General features: G+C 43.3%; 13 protein-coding genes and 2 riboswitches. All 13 genes read right to left on the bottom strand.

Going from position 1 to position 19,180, the window contains the following annotated elements; genetic code table 11:
• Nucleotides 1-6: 6 nt before the first annotated feature.
• Nucleotides 7-1,437 carry an aminomethyl-transferring glycine dehydrogenase subunit GcvPB gene (gcvPB, locus tag PGU50_RS01480; protein ID WP_117822745.1) on the bottom strand — a complete coding sequence of 477 codons (1,431 nt, stop codon included), beginning with the start codon at nt 1,435-1,437 and terminating at the stop codon, nt 7-9.
• Nucleotides 1,437-2,750 (bottom strand): aminomethyl-transferring glycine dehydrogenase subunit GcvPA, encoded by a 1,314-nt coding sequence (gene gcvPA, locus PGU50_RS01475; RefSeq protein WP_270246017.1) that lies wholly within the window; start codon nt 2,748-2,750, stop codon nt 1,437-1,439. Before gcvPA ends, gcvPB begins: the two co-directional genes overlap by 1 nt.
• A gap of 24 nt (nt 2,751-2,774) precedes the next feature.
• Complete coding sequence (gcvH, locus tag PGU50_RS01470) at nt 2,775-3,152, bottom strand: glycine cleavage system protein GcvH (protein WP_270246016.1); 378 nt, start codon at nt 3,150-3,152, stop codon at nt 2,775-2,777.
• Between the two features lie 106 nt (nt 3,153-3,258).
• A complete protein-coding gene (gcvT, locus tag PGU50_RS01465; RefSeq protein WP_195434563.1) occupies nt 3,259-4,347 on the bottom strand; it encodes a glycine cleavage system aminomethyltransferase GcvT in 1,089 nt (362 codons plus the stop codon).
• A 15-nt stretch (nt 4,348-4,362) separates the two neighbouring features.
• Nucleotides 4,363-5,610: a serine hydroxymethyltransferase gene (gene glyA / locus PGU50_RS01460; RefSeq protein ID WP_270246015.1), complete on the bottom strand. Its 1,248-nt coding sequence runs from the start codon at nt 5,608-5,610 to the stop codon at nt 4,363-4,365.
• A 264-nt stretch (nt 5,611-5,874) separates the two neighbouring features.
• Nucleotides 5,875-5,987: riboswitch (glycine riboswitch) on the bottom strand.
• 493 nt (nt 5,988-6,480) lie between these two features.
• The gene (locus PGU50_RS01455; RefSeq protein WP_173826079.1) at nt 6,481-7,872 is read right to left on the bottom strand and encodes a glycine--tRNA ligase; all 1,392 of its coding nucleotides are present in this window, start codon (nt 7,870-7,872) and stop codon (nt 6,481-6,483) included.
• A 178-nt stretch (nt 7,873-8,050) separates the two neighbouring features.
• A complete protein-coding gene (recO, locus tag PGU50_RS01450; RefSeq protein WP_270246014.1) occupies nt 8,051-8,803 on the bottom strand; it encodes a DNA repair protein RecO in 753 nt (250 codons plus the stop codon).
• The gene (locus PGU50_RS01445) at nt 8,748-8,918 is read right to left on the bottom strand and encodes a hypothetical protein (RefSeq protein ID WP_173699385.1); all 171 of its coding nucleotides are present in this window, start codon (nt 8,916-8,918) and stop codon (nt 8,748-8,750) included. Before PGU50_RS01445 ends, recO begins: the two co-directional genes overlap by 56 nt.
• Before the next feature lie 116 nt (nt 8,919-9,034).
• Nucleotides 9,035-9,931, bottom strand: a complete 897-nt coding sequence (gene era / locus PGU50_RS01440; protein WP_117555625.1) for a GTPase Era — start codon at nt 9,929-9,931, stop codon at nt 9,035-9,037.
• A gap of 11 nt (nt 9,932-9,942) precedes the next feature.
• Nucleotides 9,943-12,867, bottom strand: a complete 2,925-nt coding sequence (locus tag PGU50_RS01435; RefSeq protein ID WP_270246013.1) for an insulinase family protein — start codon at nt 12,865-12,867, stop codon at nt 9,943-9,945.
• Nucleotides 12,868-13,141: 274 nt separating this feature from the next.
• Nucleotides 13,142-14,740 (bottom strand): Na+/H+ antiporter NhaC family protein, encoded by a 1,599-nt coding sequence (locus PGU50_RS01430; protein ID WP_416387012.1) that lies wholly within the window; start codon nt 14,738-14,740, stop codon nt 13,142-13,144.
• A gap of 139 nt (nt 14,741-14,879) precedes the next feature.
• A riboswitch (Lysine riboswitch) is annotated at nt 14,880-15,047 on the bottom strand.
• Nucleotides 15,048-15,109: 62 nt separating this feature from the next.
• Complete coding sequence (locus PGU50_RS01425; RefSeq protein WP_270246012.1) at nt 15,110-15,304, bottom strand: hypothetical protein; 195 nt, start codon at nt 15,302-15,304, stop codon at nt 15,110-15,112.
• Nucleotides 15,305-15,377: 73 nt separating this feature from the next.
• On the bottom strand, nt 15,378-18,917 hold the full coding sequence (nifJ, locus tag PGU50_RS01420; protein WP_270246011.1) for a pyruvate:ferredoxin (flavodoxin) oxidoreductase: 3,540 nt from the start codon (nt 18,915-18,917) through the stop codon (nt 15,378-15,380).
• Nucleotides 18,918-19,180 lie beyond the last annotated feature (263 nt).

Below are 19,180 nucleotides of genomic sequence, written 5' to 3'. Positions count from 1 at the left end.
AACTTATTAGTCCTGCCATTCGTATCGCAGATATGGATGTCTTGCTGCTCCAACCTCATCCATTCTTGTAACCGGTGTTGTAACAGGAGCCTGATGAAGCTGTTCGGCATCTGTTTCTGCAATTTCATACAGTTTGCGTAATACTTCTACTGCTTCATCCAGAGTTTCTTTGGACTCTGTCTCTGTCGGCTCTACCATCAGTGCTTCCTCAACGATCAGCGGGAAGTACATTGTCGGTGGATGTATACCGTTATCAAGAAGTCCTTTTGCAATATCCATTGCAGAAATTCCTGTTTTCTTTTTCAGATCTGCAAGACTCATTACGAATTCATGCATACATACCTCGTCATACGCCATTGTATAAAGGTCTTTCAGTTTGTTCATCATGTAATTTGCATTCAGAACTGCATTCTGGCTCGCTTCCGGAATACCTTCGCGTCCCAGTGTCTTCACATAGGTAAGTGCTTTTACGATGACTGTAAAGTTTCCATAGAAGCTCTTCATCTCACCGATGCTCTGTGGTTCTTTTACAAATTTCAGTTCTTCTTCTCCATCTACTACATAAGACGGAAGGAACGGAACCAGCATGCTCTTGCATCCAACAGGTCCGCTTCCAGGACCACCGCCACCGTGCGGAGTTGAGAAGGTTTTGTGAAGATTCAGATGGATCACATCAAATCCCATATCTCCAGGGCGAACAGTTCCCATAACTGCATTTAAGTTTGCTCCGTCATAGTAGCAAAGTCCGCCACAGTTATGAACGATCTCCGTGATCTTCAGGATATTCTTATCGAAAAGTCCTACCGTATTTGGATTGGTAAGCATAAGTCCTGCTGTATCCTCTCCGCATACTTCCTGTAATTTTTCAAGATCAACACCACCATCCGGTGCAGATTCAATGCTGACTACCTGGAATCCTGCCATTGCCGCACTTGCCGGGTTGGTTCCATGTGCAGAGTCCGGAACGATGATTTTCTTTCTCTTTTCGTCTCCACGGCTCTTATGATATGCTTTGATCAAAAGGAGCCCTGTAAACTCTCCGTGAGCACCGGCTGCCGGCTGGAATGTCATACGATCCATACCTGTGATCTCGCAAAGCAGATTTTCTGATTCCTTGATGACTTCCAGGCATCCCTGTACCGTATGTGCCGGCTGCAGCGGATGGATCTCTGTGAATCCCGGAAGTGCTGCCATATCTTCATTGATCTTCGGATTGTATTTCATTGTACAAGATCCGAGTGGATAGAAACCATCATTCACACCATGTGATTTCTTTGCAAGCTCTGTATAATGTCTGCTCAGTTCAATCTCAGAAAGCTCTGGCAGATGAAGTTTTTTCTCTCTTTTATCTTTTTCCTGTGGAAGTGTTACTTCTACATCGCATTCTGGCAGTAAATCGCAACCTCTTCCAGGTCTGCTTTTTTCAAATATTAACATTACTGCACCTCCTTCAGAATCTGAACAACTGCATCCATCTCTTCTTTGGTATTCACTTCTGTACAGCACCACAGAATTCTGTGTTCGTCAAGCGGAAATCCTCCAAGGATTCCTTTTTCCTCAAGTGCTGCAAGTGCTTTTGCGGCCGGAACATCTGATACAGTTACGAATTCATGGAAAAATTCTCCTTTGTTCTCGGTCTGGTATCCAACTTTTGCAAGTTCTGCTGAAAGATAATGTGCTTTTGAGGTTGAAAGTGTTGCTGCTTTCTTAATCCCTTCATTGCCCATTGTTGCCAGATAAACGCCTACTGCAAGTGCGCAGAGTGCCTGGTTTGAGCAGATATTGCTGGATGCTTTTTCACGACGGATATGCTGTTCTCTTGCCTGAAGAGTAAGTACATAACCTTTCTTTCCATTGTGGTCTTCTGTCTGTCCGACGATACGTCCCGGAAGATTTCTCATCATCTTCTGTGTTGCAGCCATAAATCCAAGATATGGTCCGCCGAATGCAATAGAAAGTCCAAGTGGCTGTCCTTCGCCAACTGCCACATCAGCTCCATATTCTGCCGGTGTCTTTACTACACCGAGAGAAATCGGATTGACATTCATCACATATTTCGCACCGGCTCCATGTGTGATCTCACCAATCTCGGCTGCTTCTTCCAGATTACCGTAATAGTTCGGATGCTGGATCAGTACACATGCTGTCTGTGCATCTACATGTTCCTTCAGATATTCAATATCTGTAAGTCCGTCTTTTTCCGGAATTACTTCTACTTCCATTTCATTTCCGAAGCAGTATGTTTTGATCGTCTCAAGGACATATGGATTCACGGTAGCTGAAACAAGTGCTTTGCTGCGTTTTCTGTCACGGCACATTGCCACACCTTCTGCGGATGCTTCTGCGCCATCGTATACGCAGGCATTGGAAATATCCATTCCTGTCAGATCACAGATCATGGTCTGATATTCAAAGATCGACTGCAGGATTCCCTGGCTGATCTCTGCCTGATAAGGAGTATATGCAGTTAACAAATTTTCTTTTGAAATCACGCTCTTTACTGTTGCCGGAATAAAATGCCGGTAAGCGCCTGCGCCGCGGAAAATCGTCTTAAAGACCTGATTCTTTGCAGCAATATTTTCCATATCACGACGTACTTCTAATTCTGTTTTTCCTTCCGGAATATTAAGACCGCCCTGGATCTTTACTTCTGCCGGAATATGTGCGAACAGATCATCAATTGTCTGAAAACCGATTTCTTTCAGCATTTCCTGACGCTGTTCTTTTGTATTCGGTACATAGCTTCCCATGAATGGTTCACCGCCTTTCCCTGATTATTCTTCGCTTGCTACAAATGCCTCATATTCTTCTGCTGAAAGAAGTTCCTCTGTTCCGGATACATCTTTTACTTTGATAAACCATGCATCATACGGAGCGATATTGATCGTTTCTGGTGCGTCAAGAAGTTCTTCGTTGATTTCTTCAACTTCTCCAGTTACCGGTGAATATACATCTGATACCGCTTTTACAGATTCAACATCTCCAAATACTTCTCCTGCCTCTACACTGTCTCCGGCTTCCGGAAGATTTACAAATACGAGATCACCGAGTGCTGACTGTGCATAATCCGTAAGACCAATTGTCCAGACTCCGCCTTCTTCTTTTACCCATTCGTGTGATTTTGTATATTTTAATTCTGCTCTTACTTCCATGATTTTAATCTCCTTTTCTTTTCAACTGCCGGTCGCTTTTTCCAAACACTCTCTATCGCTTTTTTCTGCGACCGGATTGTTAATCTATTTTCGTTATTATTTTCTTTTATTTTGCTCTCTTATAGAACGGAAGCTGCACAACTTCTGCTTCCACTCTTCTTCCACGTACATCTGCTTCTACCTTGTCGCCAATTGCTACGCTTCCGGCATCAACAAGTGCCATGGCGATCGGATATCCAAGATAAGGGCAATGCGTTCCGGATGTTGTATGTCCGATCTTCTGATCTCCAACATACAGATCCTGATGTTCACGGATGATTCCTCTTCCTGTTACTTTAAGACCAATTCTTTCGATCTTTGGTGTTCCTCTGTCTTCTATGGCTTTCTTTCCGATGAATTCGTCTTTCTTCATCTTAACACCGAAGTTCAGACCTGTTTCAAGAGGTGATACTTCATCATCCATCTCATGTCCGTAAAGAGGCATTGCAGCTTCCATACGAAGTGTATCACGAGCACCAAGTCCACAAGGGATTAGTCCCTCTTCTTTTCCTGCTTCAAGAAGTGTCTCCCACATCTTTTCTGCCAGATCACTTGCCAGGTAGATCTCTACACCATCTTCACCGGTATATCCTGTCTTGGATACGATGCAAGGCATTCCGGCAACTTCTGCGCCAAATACTGCATGATAATATTTCTTTGGAATATTTTCTTCTGTTGTAAGTTTTCTTAAGATTTCCATCGCCTTCGGTCCCTGAAGAGCGATCTGTCCATACTGGTCGGATACATCTGTAAATGTAACCTCTCCTGACTGATGTGCGAGCATCCACTGATAATCCTTATCCTTGTTTGCTGCATTTACTACGATAAAATAGTGATCATCTGATCTTTTGTATACGATCAGGTCATCTACAGTTCCACCGTTCTCGTTACACATCGGGCTGTATCTTGCCTGTCCGTCTACCATATTTGTAAAATCGTTTGTAAGGATGTGCTGCAGATTGACAAGAGCATCTTTTCCTTCACAAAGGATTTCGCCCATATGAGATACATCAAAAAGTCCTGCCTGTGTACGTACTGCCATATGCTCTTTGATCACGCCTGTCTCATACTGAACCGGAAGAAGGTATCCGGCAAACGGCACGATCTTTCCACCTGCTTTTACATGAGCGTCATAAAGGGGTGTTTTTAATTCCATTATTTTTTCCTCCTGTTATTCATAAAGTGGATATTTATCGCAGATCTTTGTAACTTCGGCACGGATTTCATCTGCTTTGGTATCAAAGTCTGTAATCGTCATCTTGATCAGTTTTGCGATGGTCTTCATATCTTCTTCTTTCAGACCTCTTGTTGTAACAGCCGGTGTTCCGATACGAACTCCACTGGTCACAAACGGGCTTGCAGGATCATTCGGAACTGCATTCTTATTAACTGTGATGTAAACTTCATCCAGTCTGTTCTGAAGTTCTTTTCCTGTGATGTTCATGTTCTGAAGATCTACCAGAATCAGATGGTTGTCTGTTCCACCGCTGACAAGGTTGAATCCTTCTTCAACCATAGCTTTTGCAAGTGCTTTTGCATTCTTGACAACCTGTTCCTGATAGGTTTTGAATTCCGGTTTTAATGCTTCTCCAAAGCATACAGCTTTTGCTGCGATAATGTGCATCAGAGGTCCGCCCTGTGTTCCCGGGAAGATTGCTTTGTTGATCGCTTTTGCATATTCTTCTTTGCACATGATCATTCCACCACGAGGTCCTCTGAGTGTCTTATGTGTTGTTGTTGTAACTACATCAGCATAAGGAACCGGGCTCTGGTGAAGTCCTGCTGCAACAAGACCTGCAATGTGTGCCATATCTACGAAAAGATAAGCTCCAACTTCTTTTGCGATATCTGCAAAAATATCAAAACGGATCTCTCTTGGATAAGCCGAAGCTCCTGCTACGATCATCTTTGGTTTGCATTCACGTGCAAGCTTTCTGATTGCATCGTAATCCAGAACACCGTCATCATTGACATTGTAAGGTACGAAATTGTAAAGGATACCGGAAAGGTTTACCGGTGAACCATGTGTAAGATGTCCGCCGTGTGCCAGGTTCAGTCCCATAACTGTATCACCTGGTTTGATCAGCGCCTGATATACAGCTGTATTCGCATTTGCTCCTGAATGTGGCTGTACACATACATGGTCACATCCGAATAATTTCTTTGCACGTTCAATTGCAAGATTTTCAAGAATATCTACATCCTCGCATCCGCCATAATAACGTTTTCCCGGATAACCTTCTGCATACTTGTTTGTCGGTACAGTTCCCATCGCAAGCATAACTGCCGGGCTTACGATATTCTCTGATGCGATCAGTTCAAGGTTTCTGCGCTGACGGCCAAGTTCTAACTGCAGCGCTTTCCCTACTTCTTCATCACATTCAGTAATGTAATTTGTTACATCTTCAATTCTGTTCATTCTCTTTTACCTCCTTAAAACCAACTACCTTGTCTTTTTTGCTCCCTTTTCGGTGTGCTAAATTCAGAATTTTATCGTTTATATCTGTATTTTTCCGAATATTCCACTTTTTAGGGTACAAAAAAAACAGGCAAAAAAGTTTTCGTCATTGAAATCTTTTTTGTCTGCCTCTGTCCGTTCACCTGAAAGATCACCCAGACTTTTGCGCTATATAGTCCAGACTACTTCTTCGGTACAATACGTATATATTGTTCTCCAGAGTGTTGTCCGAATATGTTCCTTTTGCCTGAGAGTTTCTGCCTGCCCCTTCGGCTCATGCTGCACATTAAATAACGGTGCGCGCCGTCTGTACAACAAGTATCTCACATATTCATCTTCCAACCTTAACGTTAATCTCATTATATAATTGTCTTCACAATTAGTCAAGCGTTAAATAATTTTCTTTATTGTTTATTATTTGTCAGAATATTTAATAGTTTTTCCCTATAGGCATTGTTTTTATTGACTATTTTTTAACTATATCATCGATTTTCTTTGTCTAATTTCACAAATCAAATTTTTTCTCAGAATCCCATCACACTTGCCAGCATTTCCTCTGCCACAAAATAGTTTCCACTAGTAAAGTTGAATGACAAATGGGACAAATATAAGTGTTCAAATTCGATTGTTGTGCCATGGCGAGGAGACTCAAAAATTATGGAAGCCTCTGCTGACATAATTTTCGCTTTCAGAGGCTCCTCAGAATGGTTGGCACAACGGAATTTGAACACTTATATTTGTCCCATTTGTCTCACAACTTCCCCAACAAACTTTTTTGCACAAAAAGATCCGGACTTCCCAAACCTGGGAAATCCGGATCTTTTCAAATCTCTACCACTCAAATTTCTTCTCAAAGTACGCTTTGAGATCTTCAATTTTAATTCTTTCCTGCTGCATCGTATCACGGTCACGAACAGTAACTGCTCCGTCTTCTTCCGAATCGAAGTCATAAGTTACACAGAACGGTGTTCCGATCTCATCCTGACGGCGATATCTCTTACCGATATTTCCTCTGTCATCGAATTCGCAGTTGTAGTATTTGCTAAGCATAGCATAAACCTTCTCAGCGCCTTCGTTCAGCTTCTTGGAGAGCGGAAGCACACCGATCTTAATCGGTGCAAGTTCCGGATGGAAATGCATCACAGTACGTGTAGAACCGTCTTCCAGTTCTTCCTCATCATATGCTGCGCAAAGGAACGCAAGTACCACACGGTCAGCACCAAGTGATGGCTCGATAACGTATGGAATGTATTTTTCATTGGTCTCATCATCAAAGTAAGTCAGATCCTGTCCTGATACATTCTGATGCTGTGTCAGATCATAATCGGTTCTGTCTGCGATTCCCCACAGCTCGCCCCATCCAAACGGGAAGAGGAATTCTACGTCTGTTGTAGCCTTGCTGTAGAAAGAAAGCTCTTCTTTGTCATGATCTCTGTAACGGATTTCCTCATCCTTAAGGCCAAGAGAGAACAGCCAGTCGAGGCAGAATTTCTTCCAGTAAGCAAACCATTCAAGGTCTGTATCCGGTTTGCAGAAGAATTCAAGTTCCATCTGTTCAAACTCACGGGTACGGAATGTAAAGTTACCCGGTGTAATCTCGTTACGGAATGATTTACCGATCTGACCAATACCAAATGGAAGTTTCTTTCTTGAAGTTCTCTGTACATTCTTAAAGTTTACGAAGATTCCCTGTGCAGTCTCAGGACGAAGGTAAACAACGTTCTTTGCATCTTCTGTTACACCCTGGAAAGTTTTGAACATCAGGTTAAATTCACGGATCTCTGTGAAATTATGTTTTCCACAAGTCGGGCACGGAACTTCATGTTCTTTAATAAAGCCTTCCATCTCTTCATGTGACCATCCGTCAATGCTGTCCGGAATATCAATTCCATGCTCATGTGCATAATCTTCAATGATCTTATCTGCACGGAAACGTTCGTGACATTCCTTACAGTCCATCAGCGGATCACTGAATCCTCCCAGATGTCCGGAAGCGATCCATGTCTGCGGATTCATCAGGATTGCACAGTCAACACCTACGTTGTACGGGTTCTCCTGTACAAATTTCTTCCACCATGCTCTCTTTACGTTGTTCTTAAGTTCAACACCCAGGTTACCATAATCCCATGTATTTGCAAGCCCACCGTAGATTTCAGACCCCGGATATACAAAGCCTCTTGATTTTGCCAAAGCTACAATTTTGTCCATTGTCTTTTCTACCATAACACTAATCCTCGCATTCTTTTTATTTTTCGTTAGAAGAACAAAGCTACTTATCGCGATAACATTTATTCCTCTCTGATTCACCTATTATACCTATTGCATATAGGTTTTGCAAGCTTATCCTGCTAATTTTCGCCAGATTTGTCTTTATTTTCTAATCTAATATACAATTTTCCGGTTATTTCAGCCCTGTGAGCTGCTTCAGAATCTCAAGCGACTTGAATCTGTGATCCACGTATACATCCAGATAACGCTCCATTACTTTTCCCAGTTCCTGTAAAACTTCATCGCTTAAGGTAAAGGTATAGAGCTTTTCCACCGGTGTCCCGACAATGAACTGCATGGCATAAAGGGTAGACGTATTCAGCCGCATTCCGTCATAGATATTCTGACCGCATTCACTGCAGACCAGACCGCCCTCCTTCACACTGAACACACAGGGACGTTCCCTGTTCCCGCATCTGACACACTGAAATACCTGCGGTCCTTCCCCGCTGACACTGAGTGCCTTCAGTTCAAATATGTAGCGTACCAGCTCAAATGGAATGATCTTTTTCGTCAGCACGCGCATCGTCTGATATAGAAGCTTCAGCATTTCCCGCTCGTCATTGGCTTCCCTTGTATAAAAATCTGCAAATTCGAGAAAATAAAATGCATAATATGCCGCTTCCACATCCGTTCGGAGCTCTGCAAAATAATTCTCGATCTCTGCCGACTGGAGAGTGTTGGAATTTCTTCCCTCATACAGCATGAATTTTCCGAAATTACAAGGCGTACATGCCCCTGCAAGCGGACTGTTCGGTCGTCTTGCCCCTTTTGCAAACGCTGATATTTTTCCTTTTTCTTTTGTCAGGATCACGACTCTTTTATCATATTCACCGATCGGTGCTGCCGACAGAATCATCCCTGTCATTGTTGTTAACTGATTCACTGCATTTGTCCCCGTATTTCTCCGTTTTCGCTTTACAGACTTCCTTTTCCCGGTAGGAGAGATAATCCTCCACCCGTCCTGTCCTTGCAAACTGATCCCAGTATTCCTGATTCATCCTTCGGTCACCTCATCTTTTTCTTATGCCTTTTAAGATTAGGTTCTCCCATATTTTCAGATGCTATACTGCGTAATATCTGCCAGCTGTTTTTCAGAGAAACACCTTGACATTTTTTACTCGTCTTCTCGGTATCCGAAGTTCTTGATCAGGAAATCACTGTCTCTCCAGTCTTTCTTTACTTTTACCCAAAGTTGGAGATTTACCTTACATCCGAGCATCTGCTCGATCTCATATCTCGCCGTACTGCCGATCTTTTTCAGCATGGATCCCTGCTTGCCAATGATGATTCCTTTATGGGAATCACGTTCACAGATGATCGTTGCCTCAATATCCATCACTTTTTTGCGTGCTTTCATCTTCTCGATCGATACCGCAATTCCATGTGGAATCTCCTCATTCAGGCAGTGTAGTGCTTTCTCACGGATCAGCTCTGCCACGATCTGCCTTTCCGGCTGGTCGGTAATGGTATCTTCATCATAAAACTGCGGTCCATACGGAAGATATTTCATGATGACCTTTAAAAGCTCGTCTGTATTTTCACCGGTTCTTGCAGATACCGGAACGATATCTGCAAACTGGTATACTTCGTTGTATTTTGCAATACACGGAAGAATGTCTTCCTTCTTCACGGTATCTGCCTTGTTGATGACCAACACGACCGGTGTCGTCACCTTCCCAAGCTGCTGCACAATGTGCTGCTCTCCGGCTCCGATAAAGGTACTTGGTTCAACCAGCCACAGTACCACATCCACTTCATTTAAGGTGCGCTCTGCCACATTTACCATGTAGGTCCCAAGCTTGTTTTTCGCCTTATGGATTCCCGGTGTATCAACAAATACAATCTGTCCTTCATCGGTCGTAAGTACCGTCTGGATCCGGTTTCTGGTGGTCTGTGGTTTATTCGATGTAATAGCAATCTTCTGACCGATCAGATAGTTCATAAGTGTGGATTTCCCCACATTCGGCCTGCCGATCAACGTTACAAATCCTGATTTAAAATCTGCTCTCATGCATTCTCCTTCTAAAATAAATTCTCAACTGTCATAAACAGTTCTTTTTCTTCTTCTATCTTTGCTTCGTTTCCGATCACACAAATCTGATCATTTGCAAGCACCGCACGTGCCACACCTGCAAGTGCACGGATATCCTCCTGGTTGGCCGTAAGGATCTCTTCTCTTTCTTTTCTGATCATCTCTGCACTGACATGATTCATATAAAGGTTCATAGAACGGTCTCCCTTGGTTGCCGGTGTCATCGGCTGATCAATGTTGCTGATCGTTCCGATAATATATTTTGTCATATCACGCTCACTAACCGTGAAGTTCTCCAGATATTCCGGAACTCCGTCATAGATTTCCAGAGTTCTTCCCAGGTTCGGATCACGGTAAGATACAAAATACCCCTCACCAATGCGGTTAAAGTTGCTCATGCAGCCATAAGCTCCTCCTTTTACACGGATATTGATCCAGAGATACTCATAACTCATGATCACTTTCAGGATCTGCAGTGCCCCGTTATATTCCTCCCCTGCGTCGATAAAGTTGCCTGCCTTTGCCACAAACTGTACTTTAGAAGAAGTTTTAAATCCTTCATTCTTCTTTTCACAGTGCAGGATGCATCGGCTCTCTGGCGTTTTCTCCGGATAAAGAGCTTCTTTTAAGCTTCCGATCTCCTCTTCCAAAACGGCAAGTCCCTCTCTTGAGGCTGTGTAACTGATCATCACATTGCCTTTTCTGAAAAGCAATTCCGACAAAGCCTTCAATCCACTGATGATTTCTTCTTTCTTCTCATCAAAATGTTCTTCCATCTCACGGATATTCTGGTAATATTCTATTCCATTCGTCGTATCTTTGAATTTTGAAATCGGTGACTTATAAGACATTGCCCGGAGTGCTGCTGCGGAATGTCCTGCAGACAGGAAACGATCCTGCAATCTGGTCTTTGTCATAGAAAGAATCTCTTTCAGACGTTTTTCATCATCCAGTTTCGATGCTGTCAGAATCTCTTTCATCATACGGATGGCAAATGGAATCTGTCCATAAAGTGCTTTCCCTTTGATTTCAAAAGTTGCCCTGAATTCTTTTTCTTTGACCTTCGTCACATCCGGATAAAGCTCCAGTGAAGTTCCGATTCCTCCGGTATGTCTGTTGATCTCGTTGAAAAGTTCTCCATATTCATAATGCTCGGTGTCAATGATTCCGAGAACTGCCTGCAGAAGTCCTACCATCGGGAGATCTTTCTCCGGCACATCGGAAAGGTCAAACATCAGATCCAGATAACCGATTCCGTTCGTTTCAATCTCATGGAAGACAGTCGGGATATCTGCAATCTTCATCTCTTCATTGTAAATCGGTGCGATCTCTCTGGAAATATCCTCCCTTGTCAGCATCGGAATCTTCTCCAAATCCTCCTGACTTGACGGTTCTTCCTGATACTCCTGTAAATGCTTCGTATCTGTAACCAGCTTTTCGATTTCTTCCCTGCTAAGGCTTTCTTTGTATGCCTGCAGTTTTTCTTTTAATTCTGCATCCAGTCTGGCTGTACGTCCCGGTTCCGGCACGATCGTAACCAGTGCTCCATGCTGATTATCCAGAAGGTATGTCTGAATCAGCTTTTCAAAATACCCGGTACTGATCTGCTCTTTTAAGAATGCAAAGGTGCCCAGCGCCTCCACATGGATAAACGGCTTTGTTTCATCATAAAGCCAGCTGTCAAATATCTGCAGACCGTACATCAGTCCCTTCGGATAGCCTCCGAAGTCTGCTTCACGGTAACGGAATTCATGGTAATTGATTCCCGCTTCCAGTGCCTTTTTGTCCATTCCGTTTTCTACAATACCTTTTAATGTATCTTCGATCACTTTTACAAATTCTGCCTTCTGCTCTTCATTCGCATTCTTTGCCACGATCGAGAAAATCGGCTGATAGGTGCTGCTGTCATAAGATCCGCTGATGTCTTTTCCGATTCCTGCTTCCAGAAGTGCTTTTGTGATCGGTGCTCCCGGAGCAGAAAGCAGTGCATAATCCAGGATCTGGAATGCCAGATACAGCTTTTCATCCAGAGAAGTCCCAATGACCTTATTGTAGGAAAGATAGGTATTATCTTCTGTCGATTCATTACTTGCGATCGAATACGGCTTTGTGATATCATGCATTTTTTCAAACGGCTTCTGCAGATGGATCTCGGAATCTACTTCTTTTTTATCGTAAGCAGACAGATATTCCTGATCCAGCCAGTTTAATTTCTCTTCCATATCCATATTGCCATAGAGGTAAATATAACTGTTGGACGGATGATAATAGGTTCTGTGGAAATTCAGATATTCTTCATAAGTCAGTTCCGGAATCACATCTGGATCTCCGCCGGACTCATTTGCATAAGTCGTATCCGGGAACAGAGAATTCAGGATCATACGGTCCAGAACACCATCCGGTGAAGAAAAAGCTCCCTTCATCTCATTATAAACAACTCCGTTATAAGAAAGCTCCCCGTCTGCTTCCTCCAGGTGATAGTTCCAGCCCTCCTGCCGGAAGATCTCTTCGTGTTTGTAAATATTCGGATGCAGGACTGCGTCCATATACACGTCCATCAGATTCTGAAAATCCTTTTCATTACAGCTTGCAACCGGATATACCGTCTTGTCCGGATAAGTCATCGCATTCAAAAAGGTGTTCAAAGATCCTTTTACCAGTTCCACAAACGGATCCTTGGTCGGAAACTTTTCCGAGCCACACAGAACAGTATGTTCCATGATATGTGGCACTCCGGTACTGTTCGTGGTCGGTGTGCGGAATCCGATATTAAATACTTTATTTTCATCATCATTGGAGATCAGAAGCACCCTCGCACCGCTCTTTTTATGTCTTAAAAGCGCTCCTTCCGATTTCAGATCCGGAAGAGGTCTGTGCTCAATGATCTCATATGCTGTAAGCTTTGTTAAATCCATATATGATTTCCTCCAAGTTCTGTAGTTAGTCTCATAAATAACATTGTACACATTTCTTTGATTTGATACAAGGTCTTGGTGGGAAATGTTTTCCATAATCCGATGTACCTTCCCAGTTCTTTATGATTTTTCCGTCAACTATTAGAAACACGCTCCGCGAGTTTCTCAAGTTATCGCGTCAGTCGCCAAGGTCTCGTGCAAGCACGGACTTTGATTCGTTGCTCGCGTAAATAAAATAAGGAACAGCTACGAAAGCCATTCCTCATTTTCTCTATTATGCTTCTTTCTTCTGTGAAAAAGCTGTTGTCTGCTCTTTCTGTGAAAATTTCATGAATGTCACAAAGACAAGCATCATGATGATTCCTGCCGGAAGTGCGATCCATGCACTCTGTACGAATCCGGCAATAATATAAGTGATAAACGAAATCGCCGCGCAGCTTGCCGCATATGGAAGCTGTGTATTGACATGATTAATATGATTGCACTGTGCACCAGCAGATGCCATGATCGTTGTATCCGAAATCGGTGAACAGTGGTCACCACAAACTGCTCCGGCCATACATGCGGAGATAGCAATGATCATCATCGTCTCATTCTTTCCTTCAAATGCATGTACCACGATCGGGATCAGGATTCCGAATGTTCCCCAACTTGTACCGGTTGCAAATGCAAGAAAGCATCCCACAAGGAAGATGATTGCCGGAAGAAGATTTACCATACCTTCCGCACTTCCGGCTACAATGCCTGCTACATATTCTGCCGCTCCAAGACTGTCGGTCATAGATTTCAGCGTCCATGCAAAAACAAGAATCAGGATTGCCGGAACCATCGCCTTAAATCCGTCCGGGAGACATGCCATACACTCATCGAATTTCAGCACACGTCTTACCAGATACAGCACGATTGTGATCACAAAAGCAAAGAAGCTTCCATACACCAGTCCCTGGGAAGCATCACTTCCAGAAAATGCTTCTACAAAACCAACTCCGTCAAAGAACCCACCGGTGTAGATCATTCCGATCACACAGCAGATGATCAGTGAAATGATCGGGATCAGAAGATCCATTACTTTTCCTTTACAGTTATCCACTGTCTCTTCCTCCGTATTTGCATACGGTCTGTCCGGTGTGGTGTAAATATCACCTTTTTTCGCATTATCTTCATGAACCTTCATCGGACCATACTCAACCTTCATCACAACCATTGCGATCATCATCAGGATGGTAAGGATTGCATAGAAGTTATATGGAATTGCACGGATAAATATTGAAAATCCATCTTCACCTTCTACAAAACCCGTAACGGCTGCTGCCCAGGATGAAATCGGTGCAATGATACATACCGGAGCTGCTGTCGCATCGATCAGATACGCAAGCTTTGCTCTGGAAACATTCTGCGCATCCGTTACCGGACGCATCACGCTTCCGACTGTCAGACAGTTAAAATAGTCATCGATAAAGATCAGCACACCAAGAATGATTGTTGCCAGCTGTGCACCTACACGGCTCTTGATATGGGTACTTGCCCATTCACCGAATGCGGCAGATCCTCCTGCCTTGTTCATCAGGCAGACCATGGTTCCTAAGATAACCAGGAAGATCAGGATTCCCACATTATAGCTGTCAGAAAGAACAGCTACGATCCCTTCCTGAAAAATATGGGTGATGGTTCCTTCAAAGGAAAATCCGGAATAGAATATTCCACCTACTAAAATTCCTACAAATAATGAGCTGTACACTTCTTTTGTGATCAGTGCCAGTGCGATCGCAACCACCGGTGGAACCAGTGACCAGATGCTGGCATACATCTTCGGTACATACTCCTCCGCGTCTGCTGCAAAGGTGACAAGGGGACTTGCCATTACGCAGATCATTACAGCTGCGAGCAGACTGCTTAACTTTCTCATTTTTTCTCTCAATTAAAATACCTCCTGTTTTAAAACATAAAAATGCCATGAATAACGCTTGCACCGGCAAAACGCATTCATGGCATGTAAAGTCTTCCTTAAATGTTCTTCCGATAGCGCTCCACGTGTGTGACAGTACGCTGCATCTTCTGCATCGTCCCAGAAACCGGGGTTGGGGTTCCGGCTCCTTCGGCGGTATTTCCTTTCTCTTCTGTCGGCTTCCCTGCCGCATCTTTCAGAAGGTACTGATAAATCCCGCGCCTCTATCAAGCTGAATATTCATCATTTTCTTTATCAACCATACTACAAAATTTTCATTTTTGCAAGAGATAATTGCTATTTTACAATATCTACCGCTTCTTTTGTCATTTCTTTGATCTTTTCAAATTCTCCGCCATTTATCAGAGCATCCTTTACCATCCAGGTTCCGTCACATGCGAGTACCTTGTCAAATGCAAGATAGTCTTTGACATTCTGTGGACCTACAACACATTTGCAGGCAGTGTGCAGCGCAGGTTCTTTTGCGTACACGTCCCCTTTTGAATCCCCCCAAACAAAAAAGGAGTCAGAGACTTTCGTCCCTGACTCCTCATTAAAGTCAATCTTATTCTTCAGAACCGTACAGTGTAACGAGTTTCTGCAGATATGCATATCTAGCTTTTGCTTCTTCTTCGTTCTTAGCAAACAGAACTTTAGCCTTTTCAGGATTGAATCTGGCAAGAGCATTGTAACGAACTTCACCGTTAAGGAATTCTTCGTATCCGGCAAGATCTGGTGCCTTGCTGTCAAGAGTGAACTTAGATCCTTCTGCTTCTGGATTGAAACGGAAGTTGTTCCAGTATCCACATTCAACTGCAAGCTGTTCTTCTGTCTGAGCTTTGCTCATACCTTTCTTGATACCATGGTTGATACATGGAGCGTAAGCGATGATCAGGGATGGTCCCGGATATGCTTCAGCTTCTGCGATAGCTTTTACAGTCTGGTTGAAGTCAGCACCCATAGCGATCTGTGCAACGTATACGTAACCGTAGCTCATTGCGATAGAAGCAAGGTCTTTCTTCTTAGTTTCTTTTCCGCCTGCTGCGAACTGAGCGATAGCACCAGTCTTAGTAGACTTAGAAGACTGTCCACCTGTATTAGAGTAAACTTCTGTATCGAATACCATTACGTTGATGTCTTTTCCACTTGCAAGTACGTGGTCAACACCACCGAATCCGATATCGTAAGCCCATCCGTCACCACCGAAGATCCACTGGGATTTCTTAGCAAGGAAGTCTTTCTTTTCTACGATATCTTTGCATGTCGGGCACTCGCATCCTTCTAATGCAGCAACAAGTTTGTCTGTAGCTGTTCCGTTAGTAGCTCCGCATCCGTATGTTTCAAGCCATTCGTTGCAAGCAGCTTTTGCTTCTTCGCTGGCTTTATCTGATGCAGCAACTTCTTCTACTTTCGCTTTCAGACCTTCTCTGATTGCTTTCTGAGCAAGTAACATACCATAACCGAACTCAGCAGCATCTTCGAACAGTGAGTTAGACCAAGCCGGTCCCTGTCCCTTAGAGTTTACTGTGTAAGGTGTAGACGGTGATGAGTTACCCCAGATAGATGAGCAACCTGTTGCATTAGCGATGTACATTCTGTCACCGAATAACTGTGTGATAAGTTTAGCGTATGGAGTCTCTCCACATCCAGCACAAGCTCCTGAGAACTCAAGCAGTGGCTGTTTGAACTGAGATCCTTTTACTGTATTTTCTTTAAATTTAGCAACAACTTCTGGTTTTACTTCGATTTCTGTACCAAAGTCAAAGTATACCTGTTCTCCTGCGTTCTCTTCCATGTTACCCATAACAAGAGCTTTTTCACCCTTCTTACCTGGGCAGACATTTGCACAAGAACCACATCCTGTACAGTCATAAGCTGATACAGTCATTGTGAACTTCATTCCCGGCATACCGATCATGTCGATTGCTTTCAGTCCTTCTGGTGCTTTTGCAAGTTCTTCTTCTGTAAGAGCTACCGGACGGATTGCAGCGTGCGGACATACATATGCACAACGGTTACACTGGATACATGTCTCTGACTGCCAGATCGGGATATCTACAGCGATACCACGTTTTTCGTATGCAGCTGTTCCTGACGGTGTAGATCCATCTACATAGTCTTTGAATGCAGATACAGGCAGTGTGTTACCTTCCTGAGCATTAACTTTAGACTGGATGTTCTTAACGAATGCTACTGCATCTTCTCTTCCACCCTTAACTTCTGGTGTGAACAGACCTTCGTCTTCGCAGTTCTTCCAGCTTTCCGGTACTTCAACAGCGTTAACCTGTTTAGCTCCGGCATCGATAGCATCGTAGTTCATCTGTACGATCTTATCACCCTTCTTGCCGTATGTAGCTTTTGCAGCTTTCTTCATAAGGTCGATAGCTTCTTCTTCCGGAATGATGTTAGCCAGTTTGAAGAATGCAGACTGAAGAACTGTATTGATACGTCCGCCAAGTCCGATTTCTTTACCAATCTTGATACCATCGATTGTGTAGAATTTGATGTCATGGTTAGCGATGAATGCTTTTACCTGTCCTGGAAGATGTTTGTCCAGTTCTTCTACTGTCCATGGGCAGTTAAGAAGGAATGTACCACCATCTACAAGTTCCTGAACCATGTTGTATTTGTTGATATATGACGGGTTATGGCATGCAACAAAGTTTGCTTTGTGAATCAGGTAAGTAGATTTAATTGGTTTCTTACCGAAACGGAGGTGAGACATTGTAACACCACCGGATTTCTTTGAGTCATAATCAAAGTAAGCCTGTGCATACATATCTGTGTTATCACCGATGATCTTGATAGAGTTCTTGTTAGCTCCGACTGTTCCGTCAGCTCCAAGTCCCCAGAACTTACAGTTGATTGTTCCTTCCGGTGTTGTAACCAGTGGAGCACCTACTTCAAGAGAAAGTCCTGTTACATCATCAACGATACCGATTGTGAATTTAGCTTTTGCTTCATTTTCAAATACAGCAACAACCTGAGCCGGTGTTGTATCTTTAGAACCAAGTCCGTAACGTCCTGAGTTGATCTTAACAGCATCGAATTTTGTTCCTTTAAGAGCTGCAACAACGTCAAGGTACAGAGGTTCTCCAAGAGATCCTGGTTCTTTTGTTCTGTCAAGAACGTTAATGTACTTAACAGAATCCGGAATTGCATCTACAAGTGCCTGTGCGCAGAATGGTCTGTAAAGACGAACTTTAACAACACCAACCTTCTTGCCCTGAGCAAGTAAGTAATCGATTGTTTCATCGATTGTGTCGCAAACAGATCCCATAGCGATGATTACGCTTTCAGCGTCCTCTGCACCATGGTAGTTGAACAGTTTGTAGTTTGTTCCGATCTTAGCGTTAACTTTGTCCATGTATTCCTGTACGATTGCCGGCATAGCATCGTAGTATGGGTTACATGCTTCACGAGCCTGGAAGAATGTATCCGGGTTCTGAGCTGATCCTCTTTCACATGGATGGTTCGGGTTCAGTGCATGTGCACGGAATTCCTTGATTGCATCCTTGTCTACGAGATCTTCCAGATCTTCGTAATCCCATGTTTCGATCTTCTGGATTTCGTGTGATGTACGGAAACCATCGAAGAAGTTAATGAATGGAATCTTACCTTTCAGTGCTGCACAGTGTGCAACCGGTGTCAGGTCCATAACTTCCTGTACGCTGGATTCACAGAGCATTGCGCATCCAGTCTGACGACAGGCGTAAACATCTGAATGATCACCAAAAATATTAAGAGCGTGTGAAGCTACTGCACGGGCAGATACGTTGAATACACCCGGAAGCTGTTCACCAGCAATTTTATATAAGTTAGGAATCATAAGAAGTAAGCCCTGGGAAGCTGTGTAAGTAGTAGTAAGCGCACCTGCTGACAGTGAGCCGTGTACAGTACCTGCTGCACCTGCTTCAGACTGCATTTCTGTTACCTGAACAGTCTGACCAAAAATATTCTTTCTTCCTTGTGTTGCCCATTCGTCTGTGGCTTCAGCCATTACAGATGAAGGTGTGATCGGGTAAATAGCAGCAACTTCTGTATAAGCATAAGAAGCATGAGCAGCTGCATGGTTACCATCCATGGTCTTCATTGATCTTGCCATTTTCTTTGTTCCTCCTTAGATTGTGTCAAAACTTTTACTTGTGTTAAAATTTTTCTACACTTTCGTTCGATATTATTATAGCTGTTCATATATGAAAAGTCCAGTCATTTTACTGTTCTGATTGTTCCTTTTGACGTACAAACCCTGCATTTCAAGAGGTTGTTTTATGTAAACTGTAGTAAGGTTAAACTATCTCGTTTCATAAAAGAGACGGACATCTGTCCGTCTCTCGCCATACATTATCAATTACTTTTTTAACAAAT

The sequence above is a fragment of the Coprococcus sp. AM11-30B genome, from assembly GCF_027674365.1.
In the GTDB taxonomy this organism is placed as follows: Bacteria; Bacillota; Clostridia; order Lachnospirales; family Lachnospiraceae; genus Allocoprococcus; species Allocoprococcus comes.
The sequence above is the reverse complement of the archived record's forward strand: the minus strand, read 5'-3'. Positions and strand labels throughout refer to the sequence as shown.

Coding starts and splice junctions, on each gene's coding strand:
- glyA (WP_270246015.1), bottom strand. CDS start 5,610: ATGAACAGAATTGAAGATGTAACAAATTACATTACTGAATGTGATGAA.
- PGU50_RS01430 (WP_416387012.1), bottom strand. CDS start 14,740: ATGATCTGCGTAATGGCAAGTCCCCTTGTCACCTTTGCAGCAGACGCG.
- PGU50_RS01445 (WP_173699385.1), bottom strand. CDS start 8,918: ATGAATCAGGAATACTGGGATCAGTTTGCAAGGACAGGACGGGTGGAG.
- nifJ (WP_270246011.1), bottom strand. CDS start 18,917: ATGGCAAGATCAATGAAGACCATGGATGGTAACCATGCAGCTGCTCAT.
- gcvT (WP_195434563.1), bottom strand. CDS start 4,347: ATGGAATTAAAAACACCCCTTTATGACGCTCATGTAAAAGCAGGTGGA.
- gcvH (WP_270246016.1), bottom strand. CDS start 3,152: ATGGAAGTAAGAGCAGAATTAAAATATACAAAATCACACGAATGGGTA.
- era (WP_117555625.1), bottom strand. CDS start 9,931: ATGAGAGCAGATTTTAAATCAGGATTTGTAACGTTGATCGGCAGGCCG.
- gcvPA (WP_270246017.1), bottom strand. CDS start 2,750: ATGGGAAGCTATGTACCGAATACAAAAGAACAGCGTCAGGAAATGCTG.
- PGU50_RS01455 (WP_173826079.1), bottom strand. CDS start 7,872: ATGGTAGAAAAGACAATGGACAAAATTGTAGCTTTGGCAAAATCAAGA.
- PGU50_RS01435 (WP_270246013.1), bottom strand. CDS start 12,867: ATGGATTTAACAAAGCTTACAGCATATGAGATCATTGAGCACAGACCT.
- gcvPB (WP_117822745.1), bottom strand. CDS start 1,437: ATGTTAATATTTGAAAAAAGCAGACCTGGAAGAGGTTGCGATTTACTG.